The 22,856-nt window shown below is 37.8% G+C and carries 21 protein-coding genes and 1 pseudogene; 9 read left to right on the top strand and 13 right to left on the bottom strand.

Going from position 1 to position 22,856, the window contains the following annotated elements:
• Positions 1–92 precede the first annotated feature (92 nt).
• Positions 93–914 carry a hypothetical protein gene (locus ACFSFW_RS06585; protein WP_388036333.1) on the top strand — a complete coding sequence of 274 codons (822 nt, stop codon included), beginning with the start codon at positions 93–95 and terminating at the stop codon, positions 912–914.
• Between the two features lie 48 nt (positions 915–962).
• Here ACFSFW_RS06585 and ACFSFW_RS06580 read toward each other — a convergent pair whose 3' ends face one another.
• Complete coding sequence (locus tag ACFSFW_RS06580) at positions 963–1,814, bottom strand: patatin-like phospholipase family protein (protein ID WP_388036330.1); 852 nt, start codon at positions 1,812–1,814, stop codon at positions 963–965.
• A 214-nt stretch (positions 1,815–2,028) separates the two neighbouring features.
• Between ACFSFW_RS06580 and ACFSFW_RS06575 the strand changes: the two genes are divergently transcribed.
• A complete protein-coding gene (locus ACFSFW_RS06575) occupies positions 2,029–2,211 on the top strand; it encodes a YkvS family protein (RefSeq protein WP_099353856.1) in 183 nt (60 codons plus the stop codon).
• Positions 2,212–2,250: 39 nt separating this feature from the next.
• On the opposite strand, the gene rarD is transcribed toward ACFSFW_RS06575, so the two are convergent.
• Both rarD and ACFSFW_RS06565 read right to left on the bottom strand, forming a co-directional pair.
• Positions 2,251–3,192, bottom strand: coding sequence for an EamA family transporter RarD (gene rarD / locus ACFSFW_RS06570; RefSeq protein ID WP_304212731.1), 942 nt, complete (start codon positions 3,190–3,192; stop codon positions 2,251–2,253).
• Positions 3,193–3,923: 731 nt separating this feature from the next.
• Positions 3,924–4,049, bottom strand: coding sequence for a DUF6254 family protein (locus ACFSFW_RS06565; RefSeq protein WP_010283238.1), 126 nt, complete (start codon positions 4,047–4,049; stop codon positions 3,924–3,926).
• A 124-nt stretch (positions 4,050–4,173) separates the two neighbouring features.
• Between ACFSFW_RS06565 and ACFSFW_RS06560 the strand changes: the two genes are divergently transcribed.
• Together ACFSFW_RS06560 and ACFSFW_RS06555 are read left to right on the top strand one after the other, a co-directional pair.
• Positions 4,174–4,773 carry a CPBP family intramembrane glutamic endopeptidase gene (locus ACFSFW_RS06560; protein WP_388036325.1) on the top strand — a complete coding sequence of 200 codons (600 nt, stop codon included), beginning with the start codon at positions 4,174–4,176 and terminating at the stop codon, positions 4,771–4,773.
• An 18-nt stretch (positions 4,774–4,791) separates the two neighbouring features.
• Positions 4,792–4,956: a hypothetical protein gene (locus ACFSFW_RS06555; RefSeq protein ID WP_165918087.1), complete on the top strand. Its 165-nt coding sequence runs from the start codon at positions 4,792–4,794 to the stop codon at positions 4,954–4,956.
• Here ACFSFW_RS06555 and ACFSFW_RS06550 read toward each other — a convergent pair.
• The 3 genes from ACFSFW_RS06550 to ACFSFW_RS06540 all read right to left on the bottom strand — a co-directional run bounded on the left by ACFSFW_RS06550 (position 4,953) and on the right by ACFSFW_RS06540 (position 7,876).
• Positions 4,953–6,350 (bottom strand): amidohydrolase, encoded by a 1,398-nt coding sequence (locus ACFSFW_RS06550; RefSeq protein ID WP_388036322.1) that lies wholly within the window; start codon positions 6,348–6,350, stop codon positions 4,953–4,955. The two genes, ACFSFW_RS06555 and ACFSFW_RS06550, sit on opposite strands and share 4 nt — an antisense overlap.
• A gap of 73 nt (positions 6,351–6,423) precedes the next feature.
• Positions 6,424–7,146 (bottom strand): small-conductance mechanosensitive channel, encoded by a 723-nt coding sequence (locus ACFSFW_RS06545; RefSeq protein ID WP_304212745.1) that lies wholly within the window; start codon positions 7,144–7,146, stop codon positions 6,424–6,426.
• Positions 7,147–7,168: 22 nt separating this feature from the next.
• Positions 7,169–7,876 carry a DUF5058 family protein gene (locus tag ACFSFW_RS06540; RefSeq protein WP_304212748.1) on the bottom strand — a complete coding sequence of 236 codons (708 nt, stop codon included), beginning with the start codon at positions 7,874–7,876 and terminating at the stop codon, positions 7,169–7,171.
• A gap of 204 nt (positions 7,877–8,080) precedes the next feature.
• Here ACFSFW_RS06540 and ACFSFW_RS06535 point away from each other — a divergent pair, with 204 nt between their 5' ends.
• On the top strand, positions 8,081–10,162 hold the full coding sequence (locus tag ACFSFW_RS06535; RefSeq protein ID WP_388036318.1) for a helix-turn-helix domain-containing protein: 2,082 nt from the start codon (positions 8,081–8,083) through the stop codon (positions 10,160–10,162).
• A 114-nt stretch (positions 10,163–10,276) separates the two neighbouring features.
• Here the strand turns inward: ACFSFW_RS06535 and ACFSFW_RS06530 are convergent, their stop codons facing one another.
• Positions 10,277–11,308, bottom strand: a complete 1,032-nt coding sequence (locus ACFSFW_RS06530) for a YkvI family membrane protein (RefSeq protein WP_304212756.1) — start codon at positions 11,306–11,308, stop codon at positions 10,277–10,279.
• A gap of 248 nt (positions 11,309–11,556) precedes the next feature.
• Here ACFSFW_RS06530 and ACFSFW_RS06525 point away from each other — a divergent pair, with 248 nt between their 5' ends.
• Complete coding sequence (locus ACFSFW_RS06525) at positions 11,557–13,692, top strand: ATP-dependent Clp protease ATP-binding subunit (protein ID WP_304212760.1); 2,136 nt, start codon at positions 11,557–11,559, stop codon at positions 13,690–13,692.
• Positions 13,693–13,733: 41 nt separating this feature from the next.
• Here ACFSFW_RS06525 and ACFSFW_RS06520 read toward each other — a convergent pair whose 3' ends face one another.
• From ACFSFW_RS06520 to ACFSFW_RS06510, 3 genes are read right to left on the bottom strand one after another with little or no spacing between them, the layout of a single operon-like run.
• Entirely contained in the window at positions 13,734–14,714 is a 981-nt protein-coding gene (locus tag ACFSFW_RS06520) for a DMT family transporter (protein ID WP_304212762.1), read from the bottom strand.
• A gap of 14 nt (positions 14,715–14,728) precedes the next feature.
• Positions 14,729–15,193, bottom strand: coding sequence for a GNAT family N-acetyltransferase (locus ACFSFW_RS06515; protein ID WP_099364550.1), 465 nt, complete (start codon positions 15,191–15,193; stop codon positions 14,729–14,731).
• A gap of 59 nt (positions 15,194–15,252) precedes the next feature.
• Positions 15,253–16,125 (bottom strand): GNAT family N-acetyltransferase, encoded by an 873-nt coding sequence (locus ACFSFW_RS06510; protein WP_304212766.1) that lies wholly within the window; start codon positions 16,123–16,125, stop codon positions 15,253–15,255.
• Between the two features lie 134 nt (positions 16,126–16,259).
• Between ACFSFW_RS06510 and ACFSFW_RS06505 the strand changes: the two genes are divergently transcribed.
• Positions 16,260–16,559: a hypothetical protein gene (locus ACFSFW_RS06505; protein ID WP_304212771.1), complete on the top strand. Its 300-nt coding sequence runs from the start codon at positions 16,260–16,262 to the stop codon at positions 16,557–16,559.
• A gap of 40 nt (positions 16,560–16,599) precedes the next feature.
• On the opposite strand, the gene map is transcribed toward ACFSFW_RS06505, so the two are convergent.
• Together map and ACFSFW_RS06495 are read right to left on the bottom strand one after the other, a co-directional pair.
• Positions 16,600–17,352 (bottom strand): type I methionyl aminopeptidase, encoded by a 753-nt coding sequence (gene map, locus ACFSFW_RS06500; RefSeq protein ID WP_304212774.1) that lies wholly within the window; start codon positions 17,350–17,352, stop codon positions 16,600–16,602.
• Positions 17,353–17,489: 137 nt separating this feature from the next.
• Positions 17,490–19,184: a M3 family oligoendopeptidase gene (locus ACFSFW_RS06495; RefSeq protein WP_388036312.1), complete on the bottom strand. Its 1,695-nt coding sequence runs from the start codon at positions 19,182–19,184 to the stop codon at positions 17,490–17,492.
• A 212-nt stretch (positions 19,185–19,396) separates the two neighbouring features.
• On the opposite strand from ACFSFW_RS06495, the pseudogene motA reads away from it, so the two are divergent.
• Positions 19,397–20,259: pseudogene (gene motA / locus ACFSFW_RS06490) on the top strand (flagellar motor stator protein MotA).
• Positions 20,220–20,933, top strand: coding sequence for a flagellar motor protein MotB (gene motB / locus ACFSFW_RS06485; protein ID WP_388036309.1), 714 nt, complete (start codon positions 20,220–20,222; stop codon positions 20,931–20,933). The pseudogene motA and the gene motB overlap by 40 nt, the downstream one beginning before the upstream one ends.
• Positions 20,934–21,143: 210 nt before the next feature.
• Here the strand turns inward: motB and ACFSFW_RS06480 are convergent, their stop codons facing one another.
• Positions 21,144–22,709 carry a bifunctional metallophosphatase/5'-nucleotidase gene (locus ACFSFW_RS06480; RefSeq protein WP_388036306.1) on the bottom strand — a complete coding sequence of 522 codons (1,566 nt, stop codon included), beginning with the start codon at positions 22,707–22,709 and terminating at the stop codon, positions 21,144–21,146.
• Positions 22,710–22,856: the final 147 nt, after the last annotated feature.

Raw genomic sequence — 22,856 nt, 5'->3', positions numbered from 1 at the left:
TGACGATGTATAAAATTAAAAAGCCCTCAACAAATTTGAGATTGTGTTTGCTGACTTTTTAACTGTATGAATACAATAAAGAGGTGGATTTTATGAAAAATTATCAAAACCCGTTTGGTTTTAATCCGAATATGAGTAACCAACAAGGCTTGGGATATGGGCCAGGCGCTGGCTATGGACCAGAAGGAATTCCAATGGGAATGAATATTCCGCAAATGGGATACCCAGGAGCTGGCTACCCACAAGAGGTTCAAGGTAACTATCCATACCCTACCCAACAGCACATGATGGATGATGATTGTGGATGTGGTGCAGGTCCCGACGACGACGATGCTGTGATGCCAGCAGCATTTAATCCATCTGGCCCTGGAATGGCACCCAATATGATGGCTCCACATGGACCACATGGCCCTGGCTGCACCTGTGGACAGCAGCATGGCCAATTGGGCGGACCTGGAATGATGGGCGGTTTTGACCCTCAGGGACCTGGTGTTGGACCAATGACCGGTTTTGGACCACAAGGACCTGGTGCTGGACCAATGAGCGGTTTTGGACCTCAAGGACCTGGTGCTGGACCGATGAGCGGTTTTGGACCTCAGGGTCCTGGAGTTGGACCAATGACCGGTTTTGGGCCACAAGGACCTGGTGCTGGACCAATGAGCGGTTTTGGGCCACAAGGACCTGGTGCTGGACCAATGAGCGGTTTTGGCCCTCAGGGACCTGGAATGGCTCCTGGTGAGACGGGTGGATTCGGACCTGGGGGACCAGGAAATCCTGGTATGATGTCTCCTCAAGGCCCTGGAATGGCACCAAATATGATGATGCCACATGGACCACATGGCCCTGGCTGCACCTGTGGACAGCAGCATGGCCCAATGGGTGGCCCTGGAATGATGGGCGGTTTTGGTAGATAGATTTACATTATAGGTGTCTCTTACGAGGCACCTTTTCTGATTAGCCTACTATGCCAAAACCCAGTCCTGAAACTTTTCAAACTGAGCATGTGCATCCTTAAGCCCAAGCTCGTATAGGCTCGTTAATTTAACAGGATCTCTTTCAACCCTTCCCACCTCTAGTGGCTCTGACGGGCTAAATACAAAAACCCTACCCGCTTTTTCTTCTTTCTCTAAGTAAGCAATTGTCTCATTATAACGCTGATATCGGGTTTCAATTGCTTTAACCAAATTGGGATATTGTTTATAAGAACGCCTCACAACCCATGTCATATTTGATTTTTTTTTCAAATAACCACGATTGCGAGTCAATATGACAACATTTTTCTGATTTCCATCTTGCTGTGCTTTTATCAATGGAATGGGATCCGTGATGCCTCCATCCAATAATTTTCTTCCATTAAATTCAATGATTGGCGCAACAAACGGCAATGAACTCGAGGCACGAATAACCTTTAACATGTCATTCCCGTAATCCTCTCTGTGAAAATAAATAGGTTCCCCTGTTTCACAATCGGTTGTACCCACCACAAATTCTTCTTTTGCTTGATAAAAAGATTCATAGTCATATGGCACATGTTTATTTGGAATTTCATCAAAGATAAAATCCATTCCAAACAGTTGCTTGTGCTTCACAAAATTCCTGAATGACAAGTAGTTTGGGTGATTAACGTAGTCTATATTAACCGTACGATTTCTTCCCATTTGTCTAGATAAATAAGATGCTGCCATACACGCCCCAGCAGATACACCAACGACATATGGGAAATAGATATTGTGTTCCATAAAATATTCAAGGATGCCTGCGGTATAAACACCACGCATGCCTCCACCTTCTAATACCAATCCTGTATCTTTCATTTTTATCTCTCTCCCTTTAGACAGGCATATAAATTAATATAAAAAAAAATTTATAGATTGTCACATTTTTTACAAAAATTTTAAATAAAATATCATTGAAAACGCTTTACTATTTTACAAAAGTAAGGCAAAATATAAAAAAATGGATTTTTTGTAAATAAAAGCACGATTTGCTTTAACTTGAAGATTTATAGAATTCTATGGAGGTGACATTATGAAAATAGCAGAAATTGGGGATGTCATTGAGTTCAAAGAAGGACTAAAAGGCGTCGTTGAAAAAGTAAATGAAAACTCAGTTATCGTAGACTTAACATATATGGACAATTATAGAGATCTAGATTTAGAGAGTCGTACTGTTGTTAATCACAAAAACTATAAGATTGTCACAGCTATATAAAAGAAAGGGAGCTGACCATTTGGTTCGGCTCCCTTTTTGTTATGCACCTAACGATTTATCTTTCGTAAATTTCGGTTGAATCGATGTTAAAAACTTTGTTTTTGAGAAAGAGTATATCAGTAATGCTGACCAAATACATAAAAATGTAATGAAATGTGCCTTTGTAAAATGCTCTTGAAATAAAAATACTCCTAATACAAGGCTTATAGTTGGTGAGATATATTGCAAGATTCCTAGCACCGACAACGGGATGCGATTTGCTCCAGCCGCAAACCATAGCAATGGTAAGGCTGTTACGACCCCAGCCCCCATTAATAATAGTTGCACGTTAAAAGTTGCGCTACTGAAGGAATCAACTCCACTGTTGTAGAGAACTCCTAAATAAATAAGGGCAATCGGTGCAACCACCATTGTTTCCATCGCGAGTCCAATTAAGGAATCTAGCTTTGCTAGTTTCTTTGTTAATCCATAAAATCCAAAGCTTAATGCGAGCGTAATCGCAACCCATGGGAAACTTCCGTACTGTAAAGTTAATATGAGAACCCCAAGACCTGCTAATACAAATGAAACGCCTTGCCAAAACAATAGACGTTCCTTAAGAACGATAATCCCCAACAGGACACTGACCAATGGGTTGATGTAATATCCTAGACTTGCATCAATAATATGATCGGTATTAACAGCCCAAATATAAGTCGCCCAGTTGACCGTAATAAGGATTGATGAAGCGATAATCCCAATAAGTTTGGTTTTATTTTTGACAATCTCTTTAAGGGTTGTGACCAGCTGGTTCCCTTTTTTGGAAATGAGGATGATCACCAGCACAAAGACAAGCGACCAAACAATCCGATGTGCTAAAATCTCGATTGCCGGAACATAGTCGATTAATTTCCAATAAAGAGGCAGAACTCCCCACGCAATATACGCAATCGCCGTATACAAGATTCCAATTTTATACTCCCTCATGTCATCTTGACCCATCATGATCCTTCTTTCCAATTCATTTTTTATCATTGGTTAATCAAATATGCCTTGGCATATTTGCCGCCCGATTTTTTTCGGGCTTGCTCGAAAAATTTCCTTTGAAAAATCGTGGCATCCGCCGGAGGTAATTAACTTTATTCAGTCGAACTTCGACAGAATAAAGTTAATTATATTTCGGTTTCCGATATTTCACAATGAAAATGAATTGGAATTTTGAGGATATCTGACTGTAAGTGGTCCACTACTCTTCTGAAGTACACTCTGGAAGTATGTCACGGACCGCTTTTTAAGAGGTTGATGGTACTCCAATGCCTCTGGACTTATGTCACTTTCCACTATTTAGGAAATAAATGATACTCCAAAGCTTTTTAACTTTCACTTTTGGGTATTTTATGAAAAACTCTACTGTAATTTCACGTATATGACACCATATTTGGAAATAACTAGAAAAACCATAGTGTTAAAACCCTTTTATTATATAGGTTTTGGATAACTCTGGAAAAACTATACCCATAAACTTCCTTTATGCCTTCACTTTTGTAAAATCCAGGAAAAACCTCTTCATTAAACCCTATTTATGACACCACTTTTGTAAGACTATGGAAAAACACAACCTAAATACCACTTTTAAGCTTCATTTTTTGGACATTTAAGGTTATCAAGTCACCCCTACAAACCCAACCACCAAAAAACACACACCCAAAACAGAGTGTGTGCGCCACATTTACCTATTCTTTTGTATCCTTGCCAGCTTCTTCAGCCAGCTGTTCAAAGGACTTTACTTTTCCATGTGGATTTTGTGATTGTTTTCTAACTGTCCACTGGCGTTCTTGTTGACGTTTTGATTGTGTCATGTAGAATCTCTCCTTCTTTCAGATCATCACCATTAGGATGAGTCACCGTCGGTTATTTATTCTAAAAAAATGACGTTCATGTTAAAATGACTACGACATAATCTAAGTAAAGAGGAACGACAATATGCATAAAAACTTTTATCTACTATTACTATTGATACATATTTTATTGGCGACGAGTTTCCTGTCCACCGTCCCTTTTTGGGTCATATTCACCATATCCTTTTTCCTTTTATCAGCAGCAGCAATCCGTTTCGCCAATTTTGATAAGAAATCTATATCAGCATCCAACCTAGCTATCGCTATCTTTTCAGGCATAATGATGTATGGCCTTTTCTCGATTGGAAAAATGGATTCCGCTTTCCTCTTTCCGAACATGCTAGATGAAGTGGCGGATTTATATATGAAGATTCAGCCACAGCTTTCCTGGCATTTTGTAGTACTCTTTCTCATCATCATTCCGGGTGAAGAGCTCTTTTGGAGAGGCTATATACAGAAGAATATCGAGGCAAAATTCGACAACAAGCTAGTCGCAATCGTCATATCCTCTCTTCTTTATACGTCTGCCAATCTTTATACGTTTAATCCACTTTTTTTGCTTGCGACATTTGCAGGTGGGGTTGTTTGGGGAACATTATATATGTGGAAACGAAATATTTTTCTAACAATCCTTTCCCATCTTGTCTTCAATTTATTTTTGCTAGTACTTTTCCCACTATTTTAAATAAGGGGGCATGACTACATGAAGAAACGCAGAAAAAGGAGAGCGAAGGATGGTAAGTATACCTTCTCCGACCTCCTAGGTGATATTTTATTTGCTTTGCCTGAGATTATTATTTTCCCATTTCGTATCATTTTTTACCTAATTAGAGGTCTCTTTAGGAATATATTTGATTTCTTTAATTAAGCTAAATTTGTCGTTTTCGGTTTAACATTTTCAGGAATACCTGCAACATATGGCTTATCTTTTGTGCTTAGATTGAACTCCTCTTTTGCTCTTTCAAGTATATGATTATTATTTAGTAACAAATCATATGCTGATAATGCCATTGTTTGCGCGGCAAAGTGCATTCCCTTGATACCAATGGATGAACCAAATGAGGCTGTGGCCTGCCAGGTATGTAACTGTATACCGATAGGAGCACAAGTTACCATAATTGAACCCACTGGTGTAATCCAACTAACATCACCGACATCTGTTGAACCAGTTAAAACTTTGCCCTTTGTCAATTTATCATTTTGTAAGTCTGACGCCAGGATCTCATTTGTAGAATTATGGGTCATTTTTACGATGTTAGAATCTACTGTCTTAAGTAATTCCTGAGCAAATTTCGCTTCTTCAACAGTATATGCTAAGGGTACTGCTAGTTTCATATTTTCAAACATGAGGTCATTTAAAGCTTCATTTGGAAGTGTGTCATAAGCAAAAGCATCAATTTCTGAATAGACCTCAGTTTCTGTCATAAGTGCTGCTCCTTGAGCAATTTTCTCTACCCTTCTAAGGATATCTTCAACTTGTTCTTTTGTAGATGCCCGTAAATAATACCAAACACTAGCGTGCTCAGGAACAATATTAGGAGCAAGTCCCCCGTTTGTAATGACATAATGTATTCGCGAACCGTCCACCACGTGCTCTCTTAAAAAGTTTGTACCGACATTCATCAATTCAACTGCATCTAGTGCACTTCTTCCAGCATGTGGTGAGGCGGCCGCATGGGCTGGGATGCCTTTAAAGTGAAACCTAATGGATACAATTGCTTGCATACTCATATTTAATGTCATGTTAGATGTCCATGGATGCCAGGTTAACGCACAATCTAAATCGTCAAAGACACCTTCTCTCGCCATGTACGTTTTTCCAGACAATACTTCTTCAGCTGGACAGCCATAATAACGAATAGTCCCATTGATATCACACTCATCCATTACTTCTTTTAATGCGATTACTGCTTCAACCCCTGCTGTTCCGAGTAAATTGTGACCGCAGCCGTGACCAGGGCCATCTAATTCAACTGGTTCCTGAACGGTATTAACCGTTTGAGAAAGGCCAGGCAAAGCGTCGTATTCCCCTAATATCCCTATTATTGGTTTACCTGAGCCATATTCCGCAACAAACGCAGTAGAAATTCCTCCTATCGGGGAATGAATACTAAATCCTTCTTCTTTTAATTTAGACGCTTGTAGATCACTTGCATAGTTTTCCTCATATGCAATTTGCGGATGTTCCCATATTTTTTTTGCCATTTCAGTAAAATCTGATTGGTTGTTTTTAATCCACTGTAAAATATTCTGTTTACTCATCTTTTAATCCATCTACTTAATGGATTTTCACCCCTTCCAAAAATTCATTACATACAAGGTCGACACCAAGAATTTATTTATTTTTCTCTTGTTTTTTGATTTTCTCTAAAAGTAGACAAACTACAACTGTTCCGAGTATGCAGACAAATGTTTGGAATGCACGGGGAACAGGACCTAAATTAACAAATAAACCAAAAGCTATCCCAACTACACCAAATAATGGTTTTTTTATAGCAAACTGAGCAATGACTCCTCCAAAAATAGCCGGAAGGACAAAGTTTAGGCTATTTAAGACTGATTCAGGCAAGATTGTTAAAATGTATGAACCACTTAGTATTGCTAAAATAAGAATGATAGCATTCACGATCGAAGCAGTCGCAATTGCCAATGAGGCAGTGATTTCTCCCTTTTTCGTTCCTGGTTCTGCATCAACAACACGTTGAGCAACCGAAGCACATGGAAGACACATGTTTCCGATATTACCTGTAAGAAATGCAAGATATGTACCAGAAACCCCCAAAACAGGATAATAGCTAATCGGCTCCAGCACCCAAACAAACATGATAATAGCTGCATAAGCAGTAAAACCTGAAATGATAGTTGTCCAGCCTGGATGGTAACCAAGAACAAATGAAAGATATAGGGGCACAATTAATGTTAATGCAATGATTCCCCAAACTGTTAAGCGTCCCCAAAAATGAGACTTTAATTGAAACGTTTCAAAATCCATTGATGATGCAGACACTGGCACAGCTTCGTTTATAGATAGATTATTTTCCTCTCTAGTAACTGGCATACAGCTCTCCTACCTTTCTTTTTTAAGATATAAAGTAACCAGCAAACATACCCACAATAATAACCAGTCCTAATGACCATTCTTTTATCCACCTCAACTGGGTTTTATCTCCGATCCATATAATGATGGGCATAACAATAAAGGCAACAATAAATACGATGAATTCACTTATTCCTTTTACCATTTCTCCCCCACCAAGATAACTAAAAGCCCCAATCATTGCAGCAACTGATACTGTGCTTAACATCGTTACATTTTTGGGATTAGCTTCTGCTTTTTTCTGTATTTTCCCTAGAGATTTAGTAAATAGGGCAACGAATAATAACCAGCCCATTCCACCAAGACACATCACCCATACTGCATTTGTAAAGGCTTGTAACGTATAACCTTGAGAACCTAAATCTACCCCAGCTGCTTTAGACCCTATACTTGCACCAACTGTTTCTATTGCTGCTGATCCAATAATAGAGATTCGCATCAATGTAACTGGGCTACCAATTAAAGAAATCATTGAAATAGCGACAACGATGATTGCTAAAGATGGTCCAAGAGAACTAATCGCACCAGCCCTTATCGCAGACTTTACATCTGTAGAAGTCATACCGACGGATTGGCTCGTTTTTGATGCAAGCCGAATAAAAATTATAGCTTGAAAGATTACGATACCAACTACCAGTGAAGCCAAAATCCAGAGTGGTAAGCTATTTGCTGTTTGTAATACTTTTTCCAAAATAATCTTCCTCCTTTTTTCAAATTACTTTTAATTACTACCTCTGCCCTCTAAAGAAAGCGCATTCAACTTTAATGGTTGAAAATTCTATATTTTCTAATTCTTATAGTAATTTATTGAATTACCAATTACAATGTAATTAATTACATAAATGATACGGATGAAATAGAACTTTCTACATTTTCTTAGTCTTGGAGGTTAGTAATGAACATAAATCAGCAAATTTTAACTTTTCTAGATAAAATGTTTAAAGGCGCTTCCTATGAAATCTTGGTACAAAAAGCACATGATACTTCGTTCAACCTTATGTATAAAAAAGGAACTCTAAGAAAAGAGAATATTAGTCTACTAACATGTAATGGAGAGAACAAATACAAAATCATGACAAATAAGGGGTACTTATATATTTCATTTTCTTACGTAAACGAGCATTTAGTGCTTCTTCGCTCTAACTGTGAATCTTGCCCTTTTGATGAAAGAGACCTGGATTATTTATATGTATGCTTCGAACTTCTAGATGCTAAAAGCCAAGTCCAAGCTAAAGGCGCAGAACTGGAGATGTTAATAGAGGGAATACGTTCTGTTTCTTCATCTCTTGTCCTTGATGAACTATTAGAGAAAATTACAAAAAACGCATTATCAGTAATACCAGTTGCAAATGCAGGTTATCTACAACTTTATGACTATGATCAAGAAAAAATTATAACAAAAACAAGTGTTGGATTTGAACCGATCATCAGAAAGCTTAAAATGAAGGTCGGAGAATCGATTACGGGTGTGGTTTTTAAGGAAGGAAAACCGTTAATTTATCATTCTAAAGAACAGATTTATAAAGTAATGAGTGAGAATTCTATTTCAGAGAGAAATCTACATATCATCAAGTCTTCGTACAAAGGAAAAGAAATTCAAGCAATTGTTAGTGTACCTATATCTATTGGGGACAAGCGTATTGGAGTCATGACGATTCACCATTTTAATAAGGTAGGGAAATTTACGGACGATGACGTGCGACTTTTACAAGGATTTGCATCCCAGGCTGCAATCGCAATTCAAAATGCACGTCTTTATACAGAGGTAAAGCAACAATTAAATGAACTCGCAAAAAGAAACGAAGTCCACGACAGACTTATTAAGATTTCTATACAAAACAAAGGTTTAAAGTCCATTATTAGGGAAATAGGGAAAATGATAAATGGTCCGTTTTCCTTCTACGACTATTTAGAAAACAATTGGTACCATAATCAAGAGAAAGAAAAAATTTATTTTAGCGTGGATGAAATTACTACTATTTTTAAACATAGAAGAAATGCTGTTTTCGTGGAATTGAGTAAGCCTGAGGAGGGAAAATTTTATCTTTACCCAATTCTCAATGGTACTATTTTTCTTGGATGTTTTATTTACCCCTACTCTAATACATTATCAATCATTGATCGAATTATTATCGAACAAGGTGGCTCCTTACTCGCACTTGAACTTGTAAAGAAACACACACTAGAAGAAATCTATTATAAGAAATTCCATGAATTTTTTAATGAATTGATTCAAAGCAAAGAGCCAGAAGTCTTACTTGAGAAAAGAAAAGAGTTTAACATAAATCCTTCACATATGTTTTATGTGGTCTTAATTGAACTTGTTAATTATAAAGATTTATATAAGCTTGGTGCTGATATTCATAGTATTATTTCATTGATAAAAAAGAATATCCAAGACGTGCAACTTATCTACGGATTTCATAATAAAATCATATTACTTGTTTCAGTTGCACACAATTCAGGATCTGACGACACGATAAGAGGATTAAAAACAATTATTACTAACTGGAAAACTAATAATGATTCGTATTTGTGTGTGGGTATTGGTTCTGAAAAACAGGGAGTATATCACATAGGAAAGAGTTATGAGGAAGCAAAGAAGGCAGTTGCCTATCTAGTTAATAAAAAAGAATCTGGTATAATTGCATATGAAAGCATTGGGGTTAATCGCTTGTTTATTAATCAGGATACCAATGAGATTCAGGAATTCATAAATACCTTTTTCCAGCCTTTAATTACAGCAAAATCAAAGAAAAACGATTTAGAACAAACATTGTTAACATATGTAAAGTTAAATAAGTCTATTAATGAAACTGCGAAAAAACTTCACGTTCATATTAATACACTATATCAGCGTCTTAAAAAAATTGAGGACATGCTAAATTTGAGTTTTAATGATCCAAAAGACTTTCTTGAAATACAGCTGGCCTGTCACCTTAAAGAAACATTCGCTTATTCTAAGGATGTACATTAGTTATTTAAGTAGTTACCGTTAATCACCATAAAAAAGAAATAAAGAGGTTGATTATACCTCTTTATTTTTCCTCTTATATAGTTTCATTTATCCAGGTTTTGATTATTCCCTCGGTTAGCGCTTCATCGGTCTTGCCAACAGTACTAATAAAATCAAACTCATATACCCAAACAACGGATATAAGAATGAAATCAATGAGCCATAACCTAATTGACTTATCACATAGGCAATCGATAATATACCAAACACAATTATAATGGATGGTAGTTTAATTACATTTTTCAGTTGGCGCTCAAGGCCAAATAGGTTTCCGATCACAGACGTAAAGATTTCTCCATAAATCACAAGGATGTACAACCAGTAAAACGCAGCCATGAAATTTTTCATCACTTCAGCCATCGGAATTTCAAAACTTTCTACGTCTGGTAGTGCGGATAATGATATGTGGCTCGTAAATAAAATGAGACATAATGCGCCACCACCGATAAAACCGCCCCATCTTAATGTATTTTCATGATCAATTTCCTTTGCAAGCGGAACTAATACGGGCATCGCCATTGTCAAATTAAAAGCCGAATATAAAAACGGTGAAATCAACCATTTAGCGCTTTGCGACTCAATTTCTGGCCGACTCAACAGGACCGTTGCATCCGTTGCTATGACCTCTACTGCTAAAACGACACTAAAGAATATCATAATTGGAACAACAAACATGTTCACTCCAAATAAGCCTTTAACTCCATATGTCAAAACAAAGATGGAAAGCCCCGCCGTCAACAGGATTCCGAGCTGATAGGATATTCCCAATTGTTCATGAAAAACCGCTCCTGCACCAGAAAGCATAACGGAAGTTACTCCAATTAGGACAAGGAGCATAAGTGCATTCACAACAAACCCTATTTTTTTCCCAAATAAATATTCATTAAATTCTTTATATGAATCAGCTTGAATTCGGTTTGCGATAATCATAATTCTTGTTCCTAACCATATAAATAGGAAACCGCTGATGCAGATTCCTACCAAGCCATATACACCATGCCGGGTAAAAAACTCAACAATTTCTCTACCTGTTGCAAAGCCTGCTCCTACGATGGTTCCAACATATACAGCACCAATCTGAAATGCTGCTCCCCAATTCCCTCGCACAAATAGCCACCTCATTGTTTATCTCTATTACTTGATATATATGTACAAGTTCTATAAATAAGACGAGCTATTATTTCGGAAACATGCGGAAAAAATTGCTAGGACTTTTCGCTTGAAAGTCAAAAATGGTCAAAGTATAATGTAGACATAAGGTCAAAGATGGTCAAACGTTACAGATCATCACACATGACCTATTTCATTTATTTCATTAGTCAAAGATAGTCAAAAATTCAAGGAGGTATTTGTTTATGATTTGTCAAGCATGTAATCAAAATGAAGCTACTGTTCAATTACATCTTCAACTTAACCATGAAAAGCGACAAATTCAACTTTGCAGTGAGTGTTATGCGAAGGAGAAGAACAACATGAAAATACCTTCAGGATTGAACGGTTTCCCTAATTTCACATTTGATGACCTTTTTAAAGGCAATGCCTTCGGTCAACAAATGGGAATCAACCAACAACAAACACAAACAAAACACGGTGGAAATGGCGGAGGTCTTCTTGATCAATTTGGACGGAACCTTACTCAAATGGCGAAAGCTGGACTAATCGACCCAGTGATTGGCCGTGATGAGGAAATTGGGCGTGTCATTGAAATATTAAACCGCCGTAATAAAAATAACCCCGTTCTAATTGGGGAACCGGGTGTAGGTAAAACTGCAATTGCAGAAGGATTAGCCCTACTTATTGCTGAAGGAAAAGCACCTAACAAGCTTTCAAATAAACAGGTTTATTTACTAGATGTCGCATCATTAGTTGCAAACACGGGAATCCGTGGTCAATTTGAAGAACGAATGAAGCAATTAATTGCGGAGCTTCAAAAACGTAAAAATATTATTCTATTTATCGATGAAATTCACCTTTTAGTGGGTGCAGGATCTGCAGAAGGATCAATGGATGCAGGAAATATTTTAAAACCAGCTCTTGCTCGTGGTGAGCTTCAAGTGGTCGGTGCAACAACCTTAAAAGAATATCGAGAAATTGAAAAAGACGCTGCACTTGAGCGCCGCTTCCAACCTGTTATTGTGGAAGAACCATCGATTGATGAAGCGATTCAGATTCTTGAAGGAATTAAAAGCAAATATGAAGACTTCCATGGTGTAAAATACTCAGATGAAGCAATTCGCGCCTGTGTAACATTATCACATCGCTACATTCAGGATCGCTTTTTACCAGACAAAGCCATTGACTTGCTTGATGAAGCTGGTTCAAAAATGAACCTAGTATCTGGTGGAACAAACCCAAAGAATATTGAAGAAGAGCTTTCAAAAATTGCAGCGGAAAAAGAAAAAGCTGCTGGTGAGGAAAATTATGAACTAGCAGCAACATTAAGACATCAAGAAATTCTGCTTGAAAAACAATTAAATAATCCAGAAAACAACGTAGAGCATATGATAGATGTCGAAAACATTCAACAAATTATTGAAAAGAAAACGGGTATTCCTGTTGGTAAGTTACAAGAAAATGAACAACAAAAAATGAAACAACTTGCAGAAAATCTTGCCAAAAAAGTAATTGGTCAAGATGAAGCAGTAACAAAGGTTGCGAAAGCAGTTCGTCGTAGCCGTGCAGGTTTGAAGGCTAAAAACCGCCCAATCGGTTCCTTCCTCTTCGTTGGACCAACTGGTGTAGGTAAAACAGAGTTAACGAAGACTCTTGCAGAGGAATTATTCGGCTCGAAGGATGCCATGATTAGACTCGACATGAGTGAGTATATGGAGAAACACTCAGTCTCTAAAATCATCGGTTCACCTCCTGGATATGTCGGCCATGAGGAAGCTGGCCAACTTACTGAAAAAGTTCGTCGTAATCCTTATAGCATCATCCTTTTAGACGAAATTGAAAAGGCACATCCAGACGTTCAACATATGTTCCTACAAATTTTAGAGGATGGTCGTTTAACAGATAGCCAAGGGCGTACAGTAAGCTTCAAAGAAACAGTCATTATCATGACGAGTAATGCCGGAGTTGGCGCTCCTAAGAAAATTACGGTTGGCTTTGAAAAGGCTGAAACCGATGCCTACAAGGAATCATCAATCCTTGAGTCACTTGGTTCCTTCTTCAAGCCTGAGTTCTTAAACAGATTTGATGCAATCATCGAATTCAAACAGCTTGAAAAAGAACATCTGCTCCAAATTGTCGACTTAATGTTACATGATCTTGAAGCAACTCTTAAAGAACAAGAAGTAACCATCACTGTTGACGATGAAGCGAAACAAAAATTAGCTGAGCTTGGTTACCATCCAGCCTTTGGTGCACGTCCACTACGCCGTGTTATCCAAGAACAGCTTGAAGACCAAATCACAGATATTCTTCTAGAAAATGAAGAGCAAACAAGCTTGATTGTAACAGTTGAAGAAAATAAAATTGTTGTAAAATAATTTCCCACTAAAAATGCAGAGCCCAAAAGCTCTGCATTTTTTTATATGGACTTCGTCTCAAGGTCAGTCACTTTAATCGGTGTCTTTCGATTCGAGAACAGGCTGTGTAGCACCATACCACCAGCAATCATAATGAGTCCAACAAAGGAATACATCGTTGGCATTGGTGCACTTAATAGTAGGACCTCACCAAATATGACAAAAATAATCTGTGTAGCTTGGGTTGCTTCTACAGCAGCAAGTTTACTTTGATCATGTTTAACAAGCTCTGTCGCAAAAAAGAAAAGCACGGTTGCGATAATCCCAGAGGAAATCCCTACGATAAAGGACTGAAACACTTGATCCTTACTTGGAAGTCCAACAGTAGCACCGCCAATTCCTGCAATGATTAGCCAAAATGGGGTCGATGCAAGTGTCATTCCAAGCACACGCTGAAACGTATCAAAGTTATTTTTACAATGCTGCATCATTTTCCTGTTACCTAAAGGATACGCAAAAGCTGCCACCACAACTGGAAGGATCCCTACAAGAAACATCTCCATTCCAATGCCTTCGTCTGCAGCCTGAAGTTGGATTAAGATAATCCCAATAAAAATAAGACTAGAAAAAATAAGGCCTTTAACAGGGATTTTTTCACGAACTCTTTGCATACCATTCTTTGTTTCTACTGTCTTATAGAAAAACGGAACAACGAGCAATCCAGCAATAATCACAAATTGCCAAGTTCCCGCAACCAGCCAACCTGGACCTGATGCAGCTGCAAATGTAAGGGGTGCATAAAACAATCCAAACCCAATCGTACTCCATAATATCCATGTAACGGGGTTTGTTTTTAACTCATGTAGCAATTCCTTCATATTCCCTCTAATGAGCACAATCCCAATTAAAAATGGCACCATAAAAAAATAACGCAATGAAGAGCTCCACAGCCAACTACCACCTGAAAGCTCCATCGAACGATTTAGAATAAATGTAACTGCAAAAAATAGTGATGAAACAATTCCAATGAGTATGGCTTTCATTCATTTACTCCTTCCTACACCTTAAAACAATATACATCTTCGTCCACAAAGCCTTTTATGATTTCACCGGTCTTCGTAAATCCCGCTTCTGTATAAACATGGATTGCAGCTTTATTAGTTGGAATAACCGACAAGTAAATCTCATCACAATAGGGCAATGTCCTGATCATTTCTGCAATAATTTCCTTTACTGCCGCTGTACCATAGCCTTTACCTTGAAATTTATAATCAATCATAATCCTACATAGTTCAAACCGATTTCGTTCATTATCTAGTCCGAACATCGTAAATCCAATTAATTGCGTTCCATCGTAAATTGCCTTTGTTACCCAATCTGGTTGGACTTTTGCCTGGGCAAGTGAAAAAACATTTGAAGCAACCCATTTTTCAAATAAAGCAAACTCTTTGTCCTCCGATTTCAATCGAATGACATCCAGTAAATTTTCCATCGTGACATCACGTAAAATGATTTTTTTCAATTACCCTCCCCCACTTTACAATCGGTTTGGCAACCGATTGGTAGGAATATTCTAATAATTTATTTTATCATAAAGACTTGCTCTGCTTTCACATTAAATCCTTCTTTTTCTAATAAATCCCGTAAAATATTATTCGACATTGACATATTGGCTGCTGTCCTTGCCACTTGCAGACTAGTTGATTTATAAACCATACCTAGCAGACTTCTTACAATGTCCTCTTTCATAAGATGCGAAGGCTCTGCCTCACATTGAAATAGAATAATAGATTGAAGTGTACCTTCCTCATTAAACAACCTTTTAAAGATTGCATAACCGACGACATTCTCGTCCTCATCGAAGGCTAGAATCGATTCTCCGTCACGTGCATTGTTCCACTGCGTTTGCCATGGAATCAGCGCTTTATAAAATGGTGCCTGCAATGCGTCAATTGGAATCCCTTTTTTATAAGTGTAATCGTTATTCTCTGATAAAAATGCATCCTTTGATAATTCACCTGTATGTTGGAGGTGAACTAACTCATCTACAATTTTATAACCGACCTTTTCGTATAAAGAGATAGCTTTCGCATTTTCTTTCACAGCCTCAAGCGTAGCAACTTCTACACCTTCCTCTTCATAGATTGCTAGAACAGCATCAATCAACTTTTTGCCAACGCCCTTCCTGCGGTATTCAGGGTCAACACCGGTTCCACCATTCCAAGAAACCTTTTTACCGTTAATAAGGCGAATGCCGTTTAATATAATTCCTACTGGTCGCTCGTCATCATATGCAATTACAGAGAGTGTCGGAGAAAGCCCTTCCAAAATTAAACGTCTTGTAAAAAAATCGACTGTTGTTGTCATATCAAAATAATAACCTTCAAATCCTTTATTCCATGCCACTACTGCATCCTCAAGCGTACATTGGTACAACCGCTTTATCGTAATCATGATTTTATCGCCTCTTCCTTAAAAAGTCATTTAGTTGATTTATTTAACCATATTTTTGGATGGGCTACAAGTAATTTTTGGAAGTATGTCATCTCCCTCTTTTCCTCCTCATATACATTAGTGAGGTGGAAAACATGTCCATTATTCCAAAAATATTCTTAATCATGTCCTTTGTCTTATTATTTTTAAATGGTTCAGCATTAGGATTTATTTTGTTTACCGAGAGGTTTAATTCTTTATTTGGGTATGGCCTTTTTATCTTTACGTGTCTAGTCGGGGCTGTTTTTGCGTCGATTGCTGATGAACCTGGTTCGACAAAGAGGTTTTATTGTAGATATTGTTTATATGGAAACTTACTTGTTACTGTTTTCCCGCTCTATTTTCACTGGGTTGCGGACTCCATCTTCCCAGTATTGATCGATACATTTCTTTAACAAAAAAAGTGCCACAATGGATGTGACACTTTTTTTGTTTTTATGCATCTTGGTCAGTTAAGATTAGTGGACCATCTTGTGTAATTGCAAGTGTATGTTCATATTGTGCGGAAAGGCTGCCATCGATTGTGCGCGCAGTCCAGCCATTTTTATCCATGGTTGTTTGATATTTTCCGACGTTGACCATTGGTTCGATTGTGAAAACCATACCTTCTTTTAAGCGCAAACCTTTGTTTGGAAGACCATAGTGTAACACTTGTGGCTCCTCATGCATTGTTGGTCCGATTCCATGTCCAATAAAATCACGAACAACTGAGAATCCTTCACCTTCTGTGTAAGACTGGATAGCGTGACCGATATCACCAAGTCGGTTGCCGATTACCGCTTGTTCAATTCCCTTGTACATTGCCGTCTTTGTAACATCGAGAAGCTTAGCTGCCTTTGGTGAAATTTCACCGACCCCATAAGACCATGCAGAATCTGCGAGTGCGCCCCCAAGGTTTACGACCATATCAATTGTGACAATATCACCATTCATCAATGGTTTCTTTCTAGGAAACCCATGACAAATTTCATCGTTAATTGATGCACATGTTGCATATTTATAGCCCTTGTAGCCTTTTTGTTCAGGCGTGGCACCATTTTTCTTTATAAAATCCTCAGCAAAGCTGTCGATCTCAAGACTTGTGATTCCAGGCTGAATCATTTTAGCAATTTCCTTATGACAAGCAGCTAAAATTTGGCCCGCTTCACGCATTAATTCAATTTCTCTTTTTGTTTTTAAATGAATCATGAAAACACCCTCAATTTCAGTTTGATGTTTTTATTATATCCTTATTTAATACCTTTTGCATAACATACAACTTAATTTGGAAAATTTGAAAAAATAGCACAGAAAGACCGTGGATTTCTCCACAGTCCCTATGTTTCTTATAACGTTTTGTCGTCAACGCTATTTAGCCATGCTTCAATTTCACCAACAACAGATTCTACTGTTCCATCTTCAAATGGAGAAAGTAAATTTGCAACCGCCACTAATTCGGTGAACGGCTTGCTTCCACCTTGTTTACATAGGTGAAGATAATCAGCCCATGCTGCTTCATGGTTTTCTCTTGATTTTTTCCAGAATTGGAATGCACAAATTTGCGCTAATGTATAGTCAATATAATAAAAGGCAGTTGTGTAAATATGGCTTTGACGCTGCCAGAAGCCACCTTTTTCTAGGTATACATTACCATCATAATCGCGTAATGGCATATACTTTTTCTCAATATCTCTCCAAGCTTTATTGCGCTCAGATGGTGTTAATTCTGGATTCTCATAGACATGATGTTGGAATTCATCTACTGCAACACCATATGGTAAGAATAATAACGCCTCACTTAAATGAGAAAACTTGTATTTATCTGTATCTTCTTTGAAGAATAGCTCCATCCATGGCCATGTGAAGAATTCCATGCTCATTGAATGAATCTCAGCAGCCTCATAAGTTGGCCAGTTGTATTCAGGAACCTCATAATGTCTACTTGAGTAAACTTGGAATGCGTGACCAGCCTCATGTGTTAGTACATCAATATCTCCTGAAGTTCCATTGAAGTTTGAGAAAATATATGGTGCTTGATAATCGCTAATGTACGTACAATAACCGCCACTAGCTTTCCCTTTCTTGGCAACAAGATCCATTAAATTCGTTTCAATCATATAATTGAAGAATTCTTTTGTTTCCTCAGAAAGCTCCTCATACATTTTCTTTCCATTTTCAATAATCCACTCAGGATCACCCTTTGGTACAGCATTACCGGATTTAAAGCTGAATGACTCATCATAATATTTTAAGCTGTCAATTCCAATACGCTCTGCTTGGCGCACGCGTTGCTTTACTGCTAATGGAACGATATGTTCCTTCACTTGTTTCCTAAAGTTAGCGACCATTTCCGCATTATAATCTGTTCTAGATAATCTTACATAAGCTAACTCTACGAAGTTTTTAAATCCTAGCTTATGTGCAATGCGTGTACGTACCTTTACAAGCTGATCATAGATTTCATCGAATTTCTCTTGGTGCTCTTGGTAAAATGCAAATCGCACTTCATTCGCTTTTTTCCGCATACCTCTGTCTTTTGATTCAGTAAATGGCTCTAACTGCGCTAATGTTCGCTCTTCTCCCTCAAACATAATTTTTGCTGAAGCCACAAGCTTTGTATACTCAGAAGAAAGCTTGTTTTCTAATTGAAGGTCCTCCACAACTTCTGGAGAGAATGTTTTGATTTGTGTTTCAGCAAAATCAAATAGCTGTTTGCCCCATTTGTTTTCTAATTCGGTACGGAATTTAGAATTAACAAGAGCTTCATAGTATTTCGTTGTTAACCCTTGAACTAATGGCTGTATTTCATCAAGATAATCTTGCTCATTTTTGTAAAACTCATCATTTGTATCAACCGTATGCCTGATATAGCAAATGTTAAAAGCTGTATCAACTGTTCGTTGAATGGCAATGATTTCTTTCATCGCTTCATCTTGTAGGGCAGGATTTTCCGCATTTTTAAATTTTTCAAGTGCTACATTAAATGTTTGCTCTACTTCGTCCATGTTCGGGCGGACATACTTAAAATCATTAAAATTCATAGAAGGTTCCCCTTTTCGCTTAAGAGATTCGTATATGTATACTCTTACATTGTAAACCACTCCTACATATATTTTCCACTCCGAAATATTCGCGATAAAATGATAGTTTTCGCTAAATAATCTAGTAAGTTTGTCGATAAAAATAGTAGAATGTTAGATACACAATTATAAACAACTTTAGTTGTTACGAATGAAAGTATAGGTGATATTAATTGGATAAATCGTCATTAATAGGTGTAATACTTGGTTTAATTGCCGTCTTTATAGGTATGATTTTAAAAGGGGTTTCAGTAACAGCTTTGATAAACCCCGCTGCCTTTTTAATTATTATTTTAGGAACGATTGCAGCAGTAACGATTGCTTTTCCTACTAGCGAATTAAAAAGAGTACCACAATTATTTGGGGTCCTTTTTAAAGAAAAAAAGCTGTTAGGTGTTGAAGAGTTAATTCCAATGTTCTCAAACTGGGCAACGATTGCTCGTAAGGAAGGGCTATTAGCACTTGAAGTCAAGGTTGCTGAAGTGGATGATCCATTCTTAAAAAATGGTTTAAGCATGGCCGTTGATGGACAAAGTGCGGAATTTATTCGCGATGTGATGACTGAAGAATTAGAAGCAATGGAAGACCGCCATTTATCTGGCGCATCGATTTTCTCCCAAGCAGGAACATATGCCCCAACACTTGGGGTATTAGGGGCTGTTGTAGGTCTGATTGCGGCCTTGGGCCATATGGACGATACAAATGCACTTGGGGAAGCTATTGCAGCTGCGTTCGTTGCAACACTTTTAGGTATTTTCACAGGTTATGTACTATGGCATCCTTTCGCAAATAAATTAAAACAGAAATCAAAGCAGGAAATAAAAATTAAAGAAGTCATGATTGAAGGCGTTTTGTCCGTTCTTGAAGGTCAATCACCTCGAGCAATCGAACAAAAACTTTCAATGTACCTATCAAACAAAGACCGTGAAAAGGTTTTGACTGAAGGTGAAATGATAGATGGCTAGAAAAAGACGAAAGCGAAAGCACGATGAGCACATGGATGAATCATGGCTGGTGCCTTATGCGGATATTTTAACATTATTACTGGCCTTGTTTATCGTTCTGTTTGCAGCTAGCAATGTAGATGCTCAGAAATTTAATGCGCTCCGAAGCTCTTTTAATAATGTTTTCACAGGTGGCACCTCTGTTTTAGAATACGAGAGTCCGACACCAGTTGAAATTGATACAGTAGCAATTCAAAATGAGAAAGACAAAGAAAAAGAACGAGAAAAACAAGAACAAGAAGAACTCAAGGAATTGCAAAAGAAGATTAATGGCTATATCGCCGAGAGTGGTTTAGATTTAAGTCTTAAAACGCGCTTAACAGAAGAAGGTTTACTAGTTACCATTCAGGATGGTGCCTTCTTTAATCCGGCAAGTGCAAAGGTTCGACCAGAGGATATTAAAATTGCCAGAGAAATTTCTGAGCTGTTAGTTATGGATTCTCCTCGCAATATCATTGTAAGTGGACATACAGATACTGTCCCTATTAATAATCATGAGTTTAAAAGCAACTGGCATTTAAGTGTCATGCGTTCCGTTAATTTTATGAGTATTTTATTAGAGAATGAAAAACTGGATCCAAGCCGTTTCAGCGCTCGCGGCCTTGGTGAATATGAACCAGTAGCAACAAATGACACACCAGAAGGTCGTAGTCTAAACCGTCGAGTAGAAATACTAATCCTGCCAAATGGTGTAGAGCAAGAATAAAAAGCGCAAGCGCCTTGAACAGCCCCGACAAGCGCTGGAACACTGACGAGGAGGCTCAAAAATAAGCAAAGCTTATTTTCTGCGAAGATTATGCTCTCGTAGCATTCCTTAGTGTTGCCGCCGCAGGAAGGGTGAAGCGACCTCGAGGGGCTAGGCGCTGGAGCTGGACTTCCATAAGGAATCCCACGGAGCACATCCGTGGGATTTTTATTACCATATTACCTTCCAATTTTCATCAACAGTGGCTTCAATTGTCCCTCTTTTAAGAATATAATTTGCAATCAACTCGGACATATCGAGTGGAATATCTTTAATAACTGGCTTATCCTTGAACATCACATATTCTCCACCACCACCTGCACGGTAGTTGTTCATGACCACATCGTACTCAATGTCTGGCTGAATGGGTTCACCCTTATAGGTTAACTGTATGACTCTCTCCCCGATAGGCTTTGAAATATCGATTATATAATCAATACCCTCCCACATGTCATAATTGTAATGCTGTGGTTTTGGTGTTGCGAAGGATGGATTGACTGCTGCCTTACCATTATCAAGAATAAAATAACTTGCACTTCTTTCAAGTGCCGCCTTTATGTCCTCCCCTGTTATCCGAATGACCGTTAATGTGTTCGGATAAATATAATTGGAGACCACATCTCTCATCGTAATATTTGAAGGAAAACCTTTCGTTATATTATTAAAAAGAGCTGTATTTGAAATCGATACTTTGGCAACATCCATTTGCACCTTATTAATAAATTCAACAAGCGCATTATCCTTTAAGCGTGCTTTTAATGGATCATCAATTGTCATATTTCCGATAACCCTGCCAATAGGTTTGTCCAACCATTCTTGTGTCGCAACCTCATATTCGTTTACTAGTTCAATTGTGCTTTCGTCTGCTTTTTTATCTTCAACTAAAATAAGTTCAGGCTTAGATTCTGAAATGGTCCACTTTCCCTCTTTTTTTGTAAGTGTTAGGGTGACTTTACCAATTGCCTGGCTATTAAAGCTTGGTTGAACAATCGGTATGCCGTTTACCTTCCCGGCAAGAGAACGATGTTGATGGCCAGTTAATAAAACGTCAATCCCCTCAATCTCTTTACACATTCGGTACCCCTGATTTTCTCCTGTTAGCTTTTCGGTTGGTTCACCGGTTTCCAAATCTGCTTCAAAGCCGCCGTGGTAGGAAACAATCATCAGATCTGGATTTTCATCTTTACGGATTTTCTTCACCCAATTTTTTGTTGTTTCGAATGCATCCTTAAATGTTAAATCTTTAATATGTTCCGGATTCTCCCAATTCGGGATGTAGTGAGTGGTGACACCAAGAATCGCAACCTTTATTCCTTCCTCAAGTTCAACCATGATATATGGATTTCCAATAAATGGGTTTCCTTTTTCATTTACTATATTTGCAGAAAGCCATGGAAAAGTTGATTCTGTAATCGTCTGCTGTAAAACATCGATTCCATAATTGAATTCATGATTTCCAACTACTGCTGCATCATATTTTAAATCATTCAATAGTTTAATCATTGGATTTTGTTTATGACGACTTGATCGTACATAATAATAGGTTAAAGGTGTTCCTTGGATTAAATCTCCATTATCAATAACGATCGTATTCTTATTACGACTTCTCTCCTCTTTAATAACAGTCGCAATCTTTGTAAGGCCAAGTCCAACAGGCTTATTGTTCCCATAGTTAATTGGAAAAATATTGCCGTGTACATCACTCGTTTCAAGAATTGTAATTGATATCGATCTCATTTTTGTTACCTCTTTTGTATAGGGTCAATTTTAGTATACATAATTTTACCAATTTCGGGTTGAGAATTATAATCTTTTAACATTAGAGTTTTTCCATTCATTCCTAAATAATGTACCCATAGACCGAAATTGATTGTTTTTGTCGAA

The organism is Ferdinandcohnia salidurans (assembly GCF_042680725.1).
GTDB lineage: Bacteria > Bacillota > Bacilli > Bacillales > Bacillaceae_L > Ferdinandcohnia > Ferdinandcohnia salidurans.
Note: the sequence above shows the minus strand (reverse complement) of the source record. Positions and strands in the feature narration are given on the sequence as shown.

Bases quoted from the DNA above. Each gene is read 5' to 3' on its own strand.
- ACFSFW_RS06585 (WP_388036333.1), top strand. From the start codon at position 93: ATGAAAAATTATCAAAACCCGTTTGGTTTTAATCCGAATATGAGTAAC.
- ACFSFW_RS06580 (WP_388036330.1), bottom strand. From the start codon at position 1,814: ATGAAAGATACAGGATTGGTATTAGAAGGTGGAGGCATGCGTGGTGTT.
- ACFSFW_RS06575 (WP_099353856.1), top strand. From the start codon at position 2,029: ATGAAAATAGCAGAAATTGGGGATGTCATTGAGTTCAAAGAAGGACTA.
- rarD (WP_304212731.1), bottom strand. From the start codon at position 3,192: ATGGGTCAAGATGACATGAGGGAGTATAAAATTGGAATCTTGTATACG.
- ACFSFW_RS06565 (WP_010283238.1), bottom strand. From the start codon at position 4,049: ATGACACAATCAAAACGTCAACAAGAACGCCAGTGGACAGTTAGAAAA.
- ACFSFW_RS06560 (WP_388036325.1), top strand. From the start codon at position 4,174: ATGCATAAAAACTTTTATCTACTATTACTATTGATACATATTTTATTG.
- ACFSFW_RS06555 (WP_165918087.1), top strand. From the start codon at position 4,792: ATGAAGAAACGCAGAAAAAGGAGAGCGAAGGATGGTAAGTATACCTTC.
- ACFSFW_RS06550 (WP_388036322.1), bottom strand. From the start codon at position 6,350: ATGAGTAAACAGAATATTTTACAGTGGATTAAAAACAACCAATCAGAT.
- ACFSFW_RS06545 (WP_304212745.1), bottom strand. From the start codon at position 7,146: ATGCCAGTTACTAGAGAGGAAAATAATCTATCTATAAACGAAGCTGTG.
- ACFSFW_RS06535 (WP_388036318.1), top strand. From the start codon at position 8,081: ATGAACATAAATCAGCAAATTTTAACTTTTCTAGATAAAATGTTTAAA.
- ACFSFW_RS06525 (WP_304212760.1), top strand. From the start codon at position 11,557: ATGATTTGTCAAGCATGTAATCAAAATGAAGCTACTGTTCAATTACAT.
- ACFSFW_RS06520 (WP_304212762.1), bottom strand. From the start codon at position 14,714: ATGAAAGCCATACTCATTGGAATTGTTTCATCACTATTTTTTGCAGTT.
- ACFSFW_RS06510 (WP_304212766.1), bottom strand. From the start codon at position 16,125: ATGATTACGATAAAGCGGTTGTACCAATGTACGCTTGAGGATGCAGTA.
- ACFSFW_RS06505 (WP_304212771.1), top strand. From the start codon at position 16,260: ATGTCCATTATTCCAAAAATATTCTTAATCATGTCCTTTGTCTTATTA.
- map (WP_304212774.1), bottom strand. From the start codon at position 17,352: ATGATTCATTTAAAAACAAAAAGAGAAATTGAATTAATGCGTGAAGCG.
- ACFSFW_RS06495 (WP_388036312.1), bottom strand. From the start codon at position 19,184: ATGAATTTTAATGATTTTAAGTATGTCCGCCCGAACATGGACGAAGTA.
- motB (WP_388036309.1), top strand. From the start codon at position 20,220: ATGGATGAATCATGGCTGGTGCCTTATGCGGATATTTTAACATTATTA.
- ACFSFW_RS06480 (WP_388036306.1), bottom strand. From the start codon at position 22,709: ATGAGATCGATATCAATTACAATTCTTGAAACGAGTGATGTACACGGC.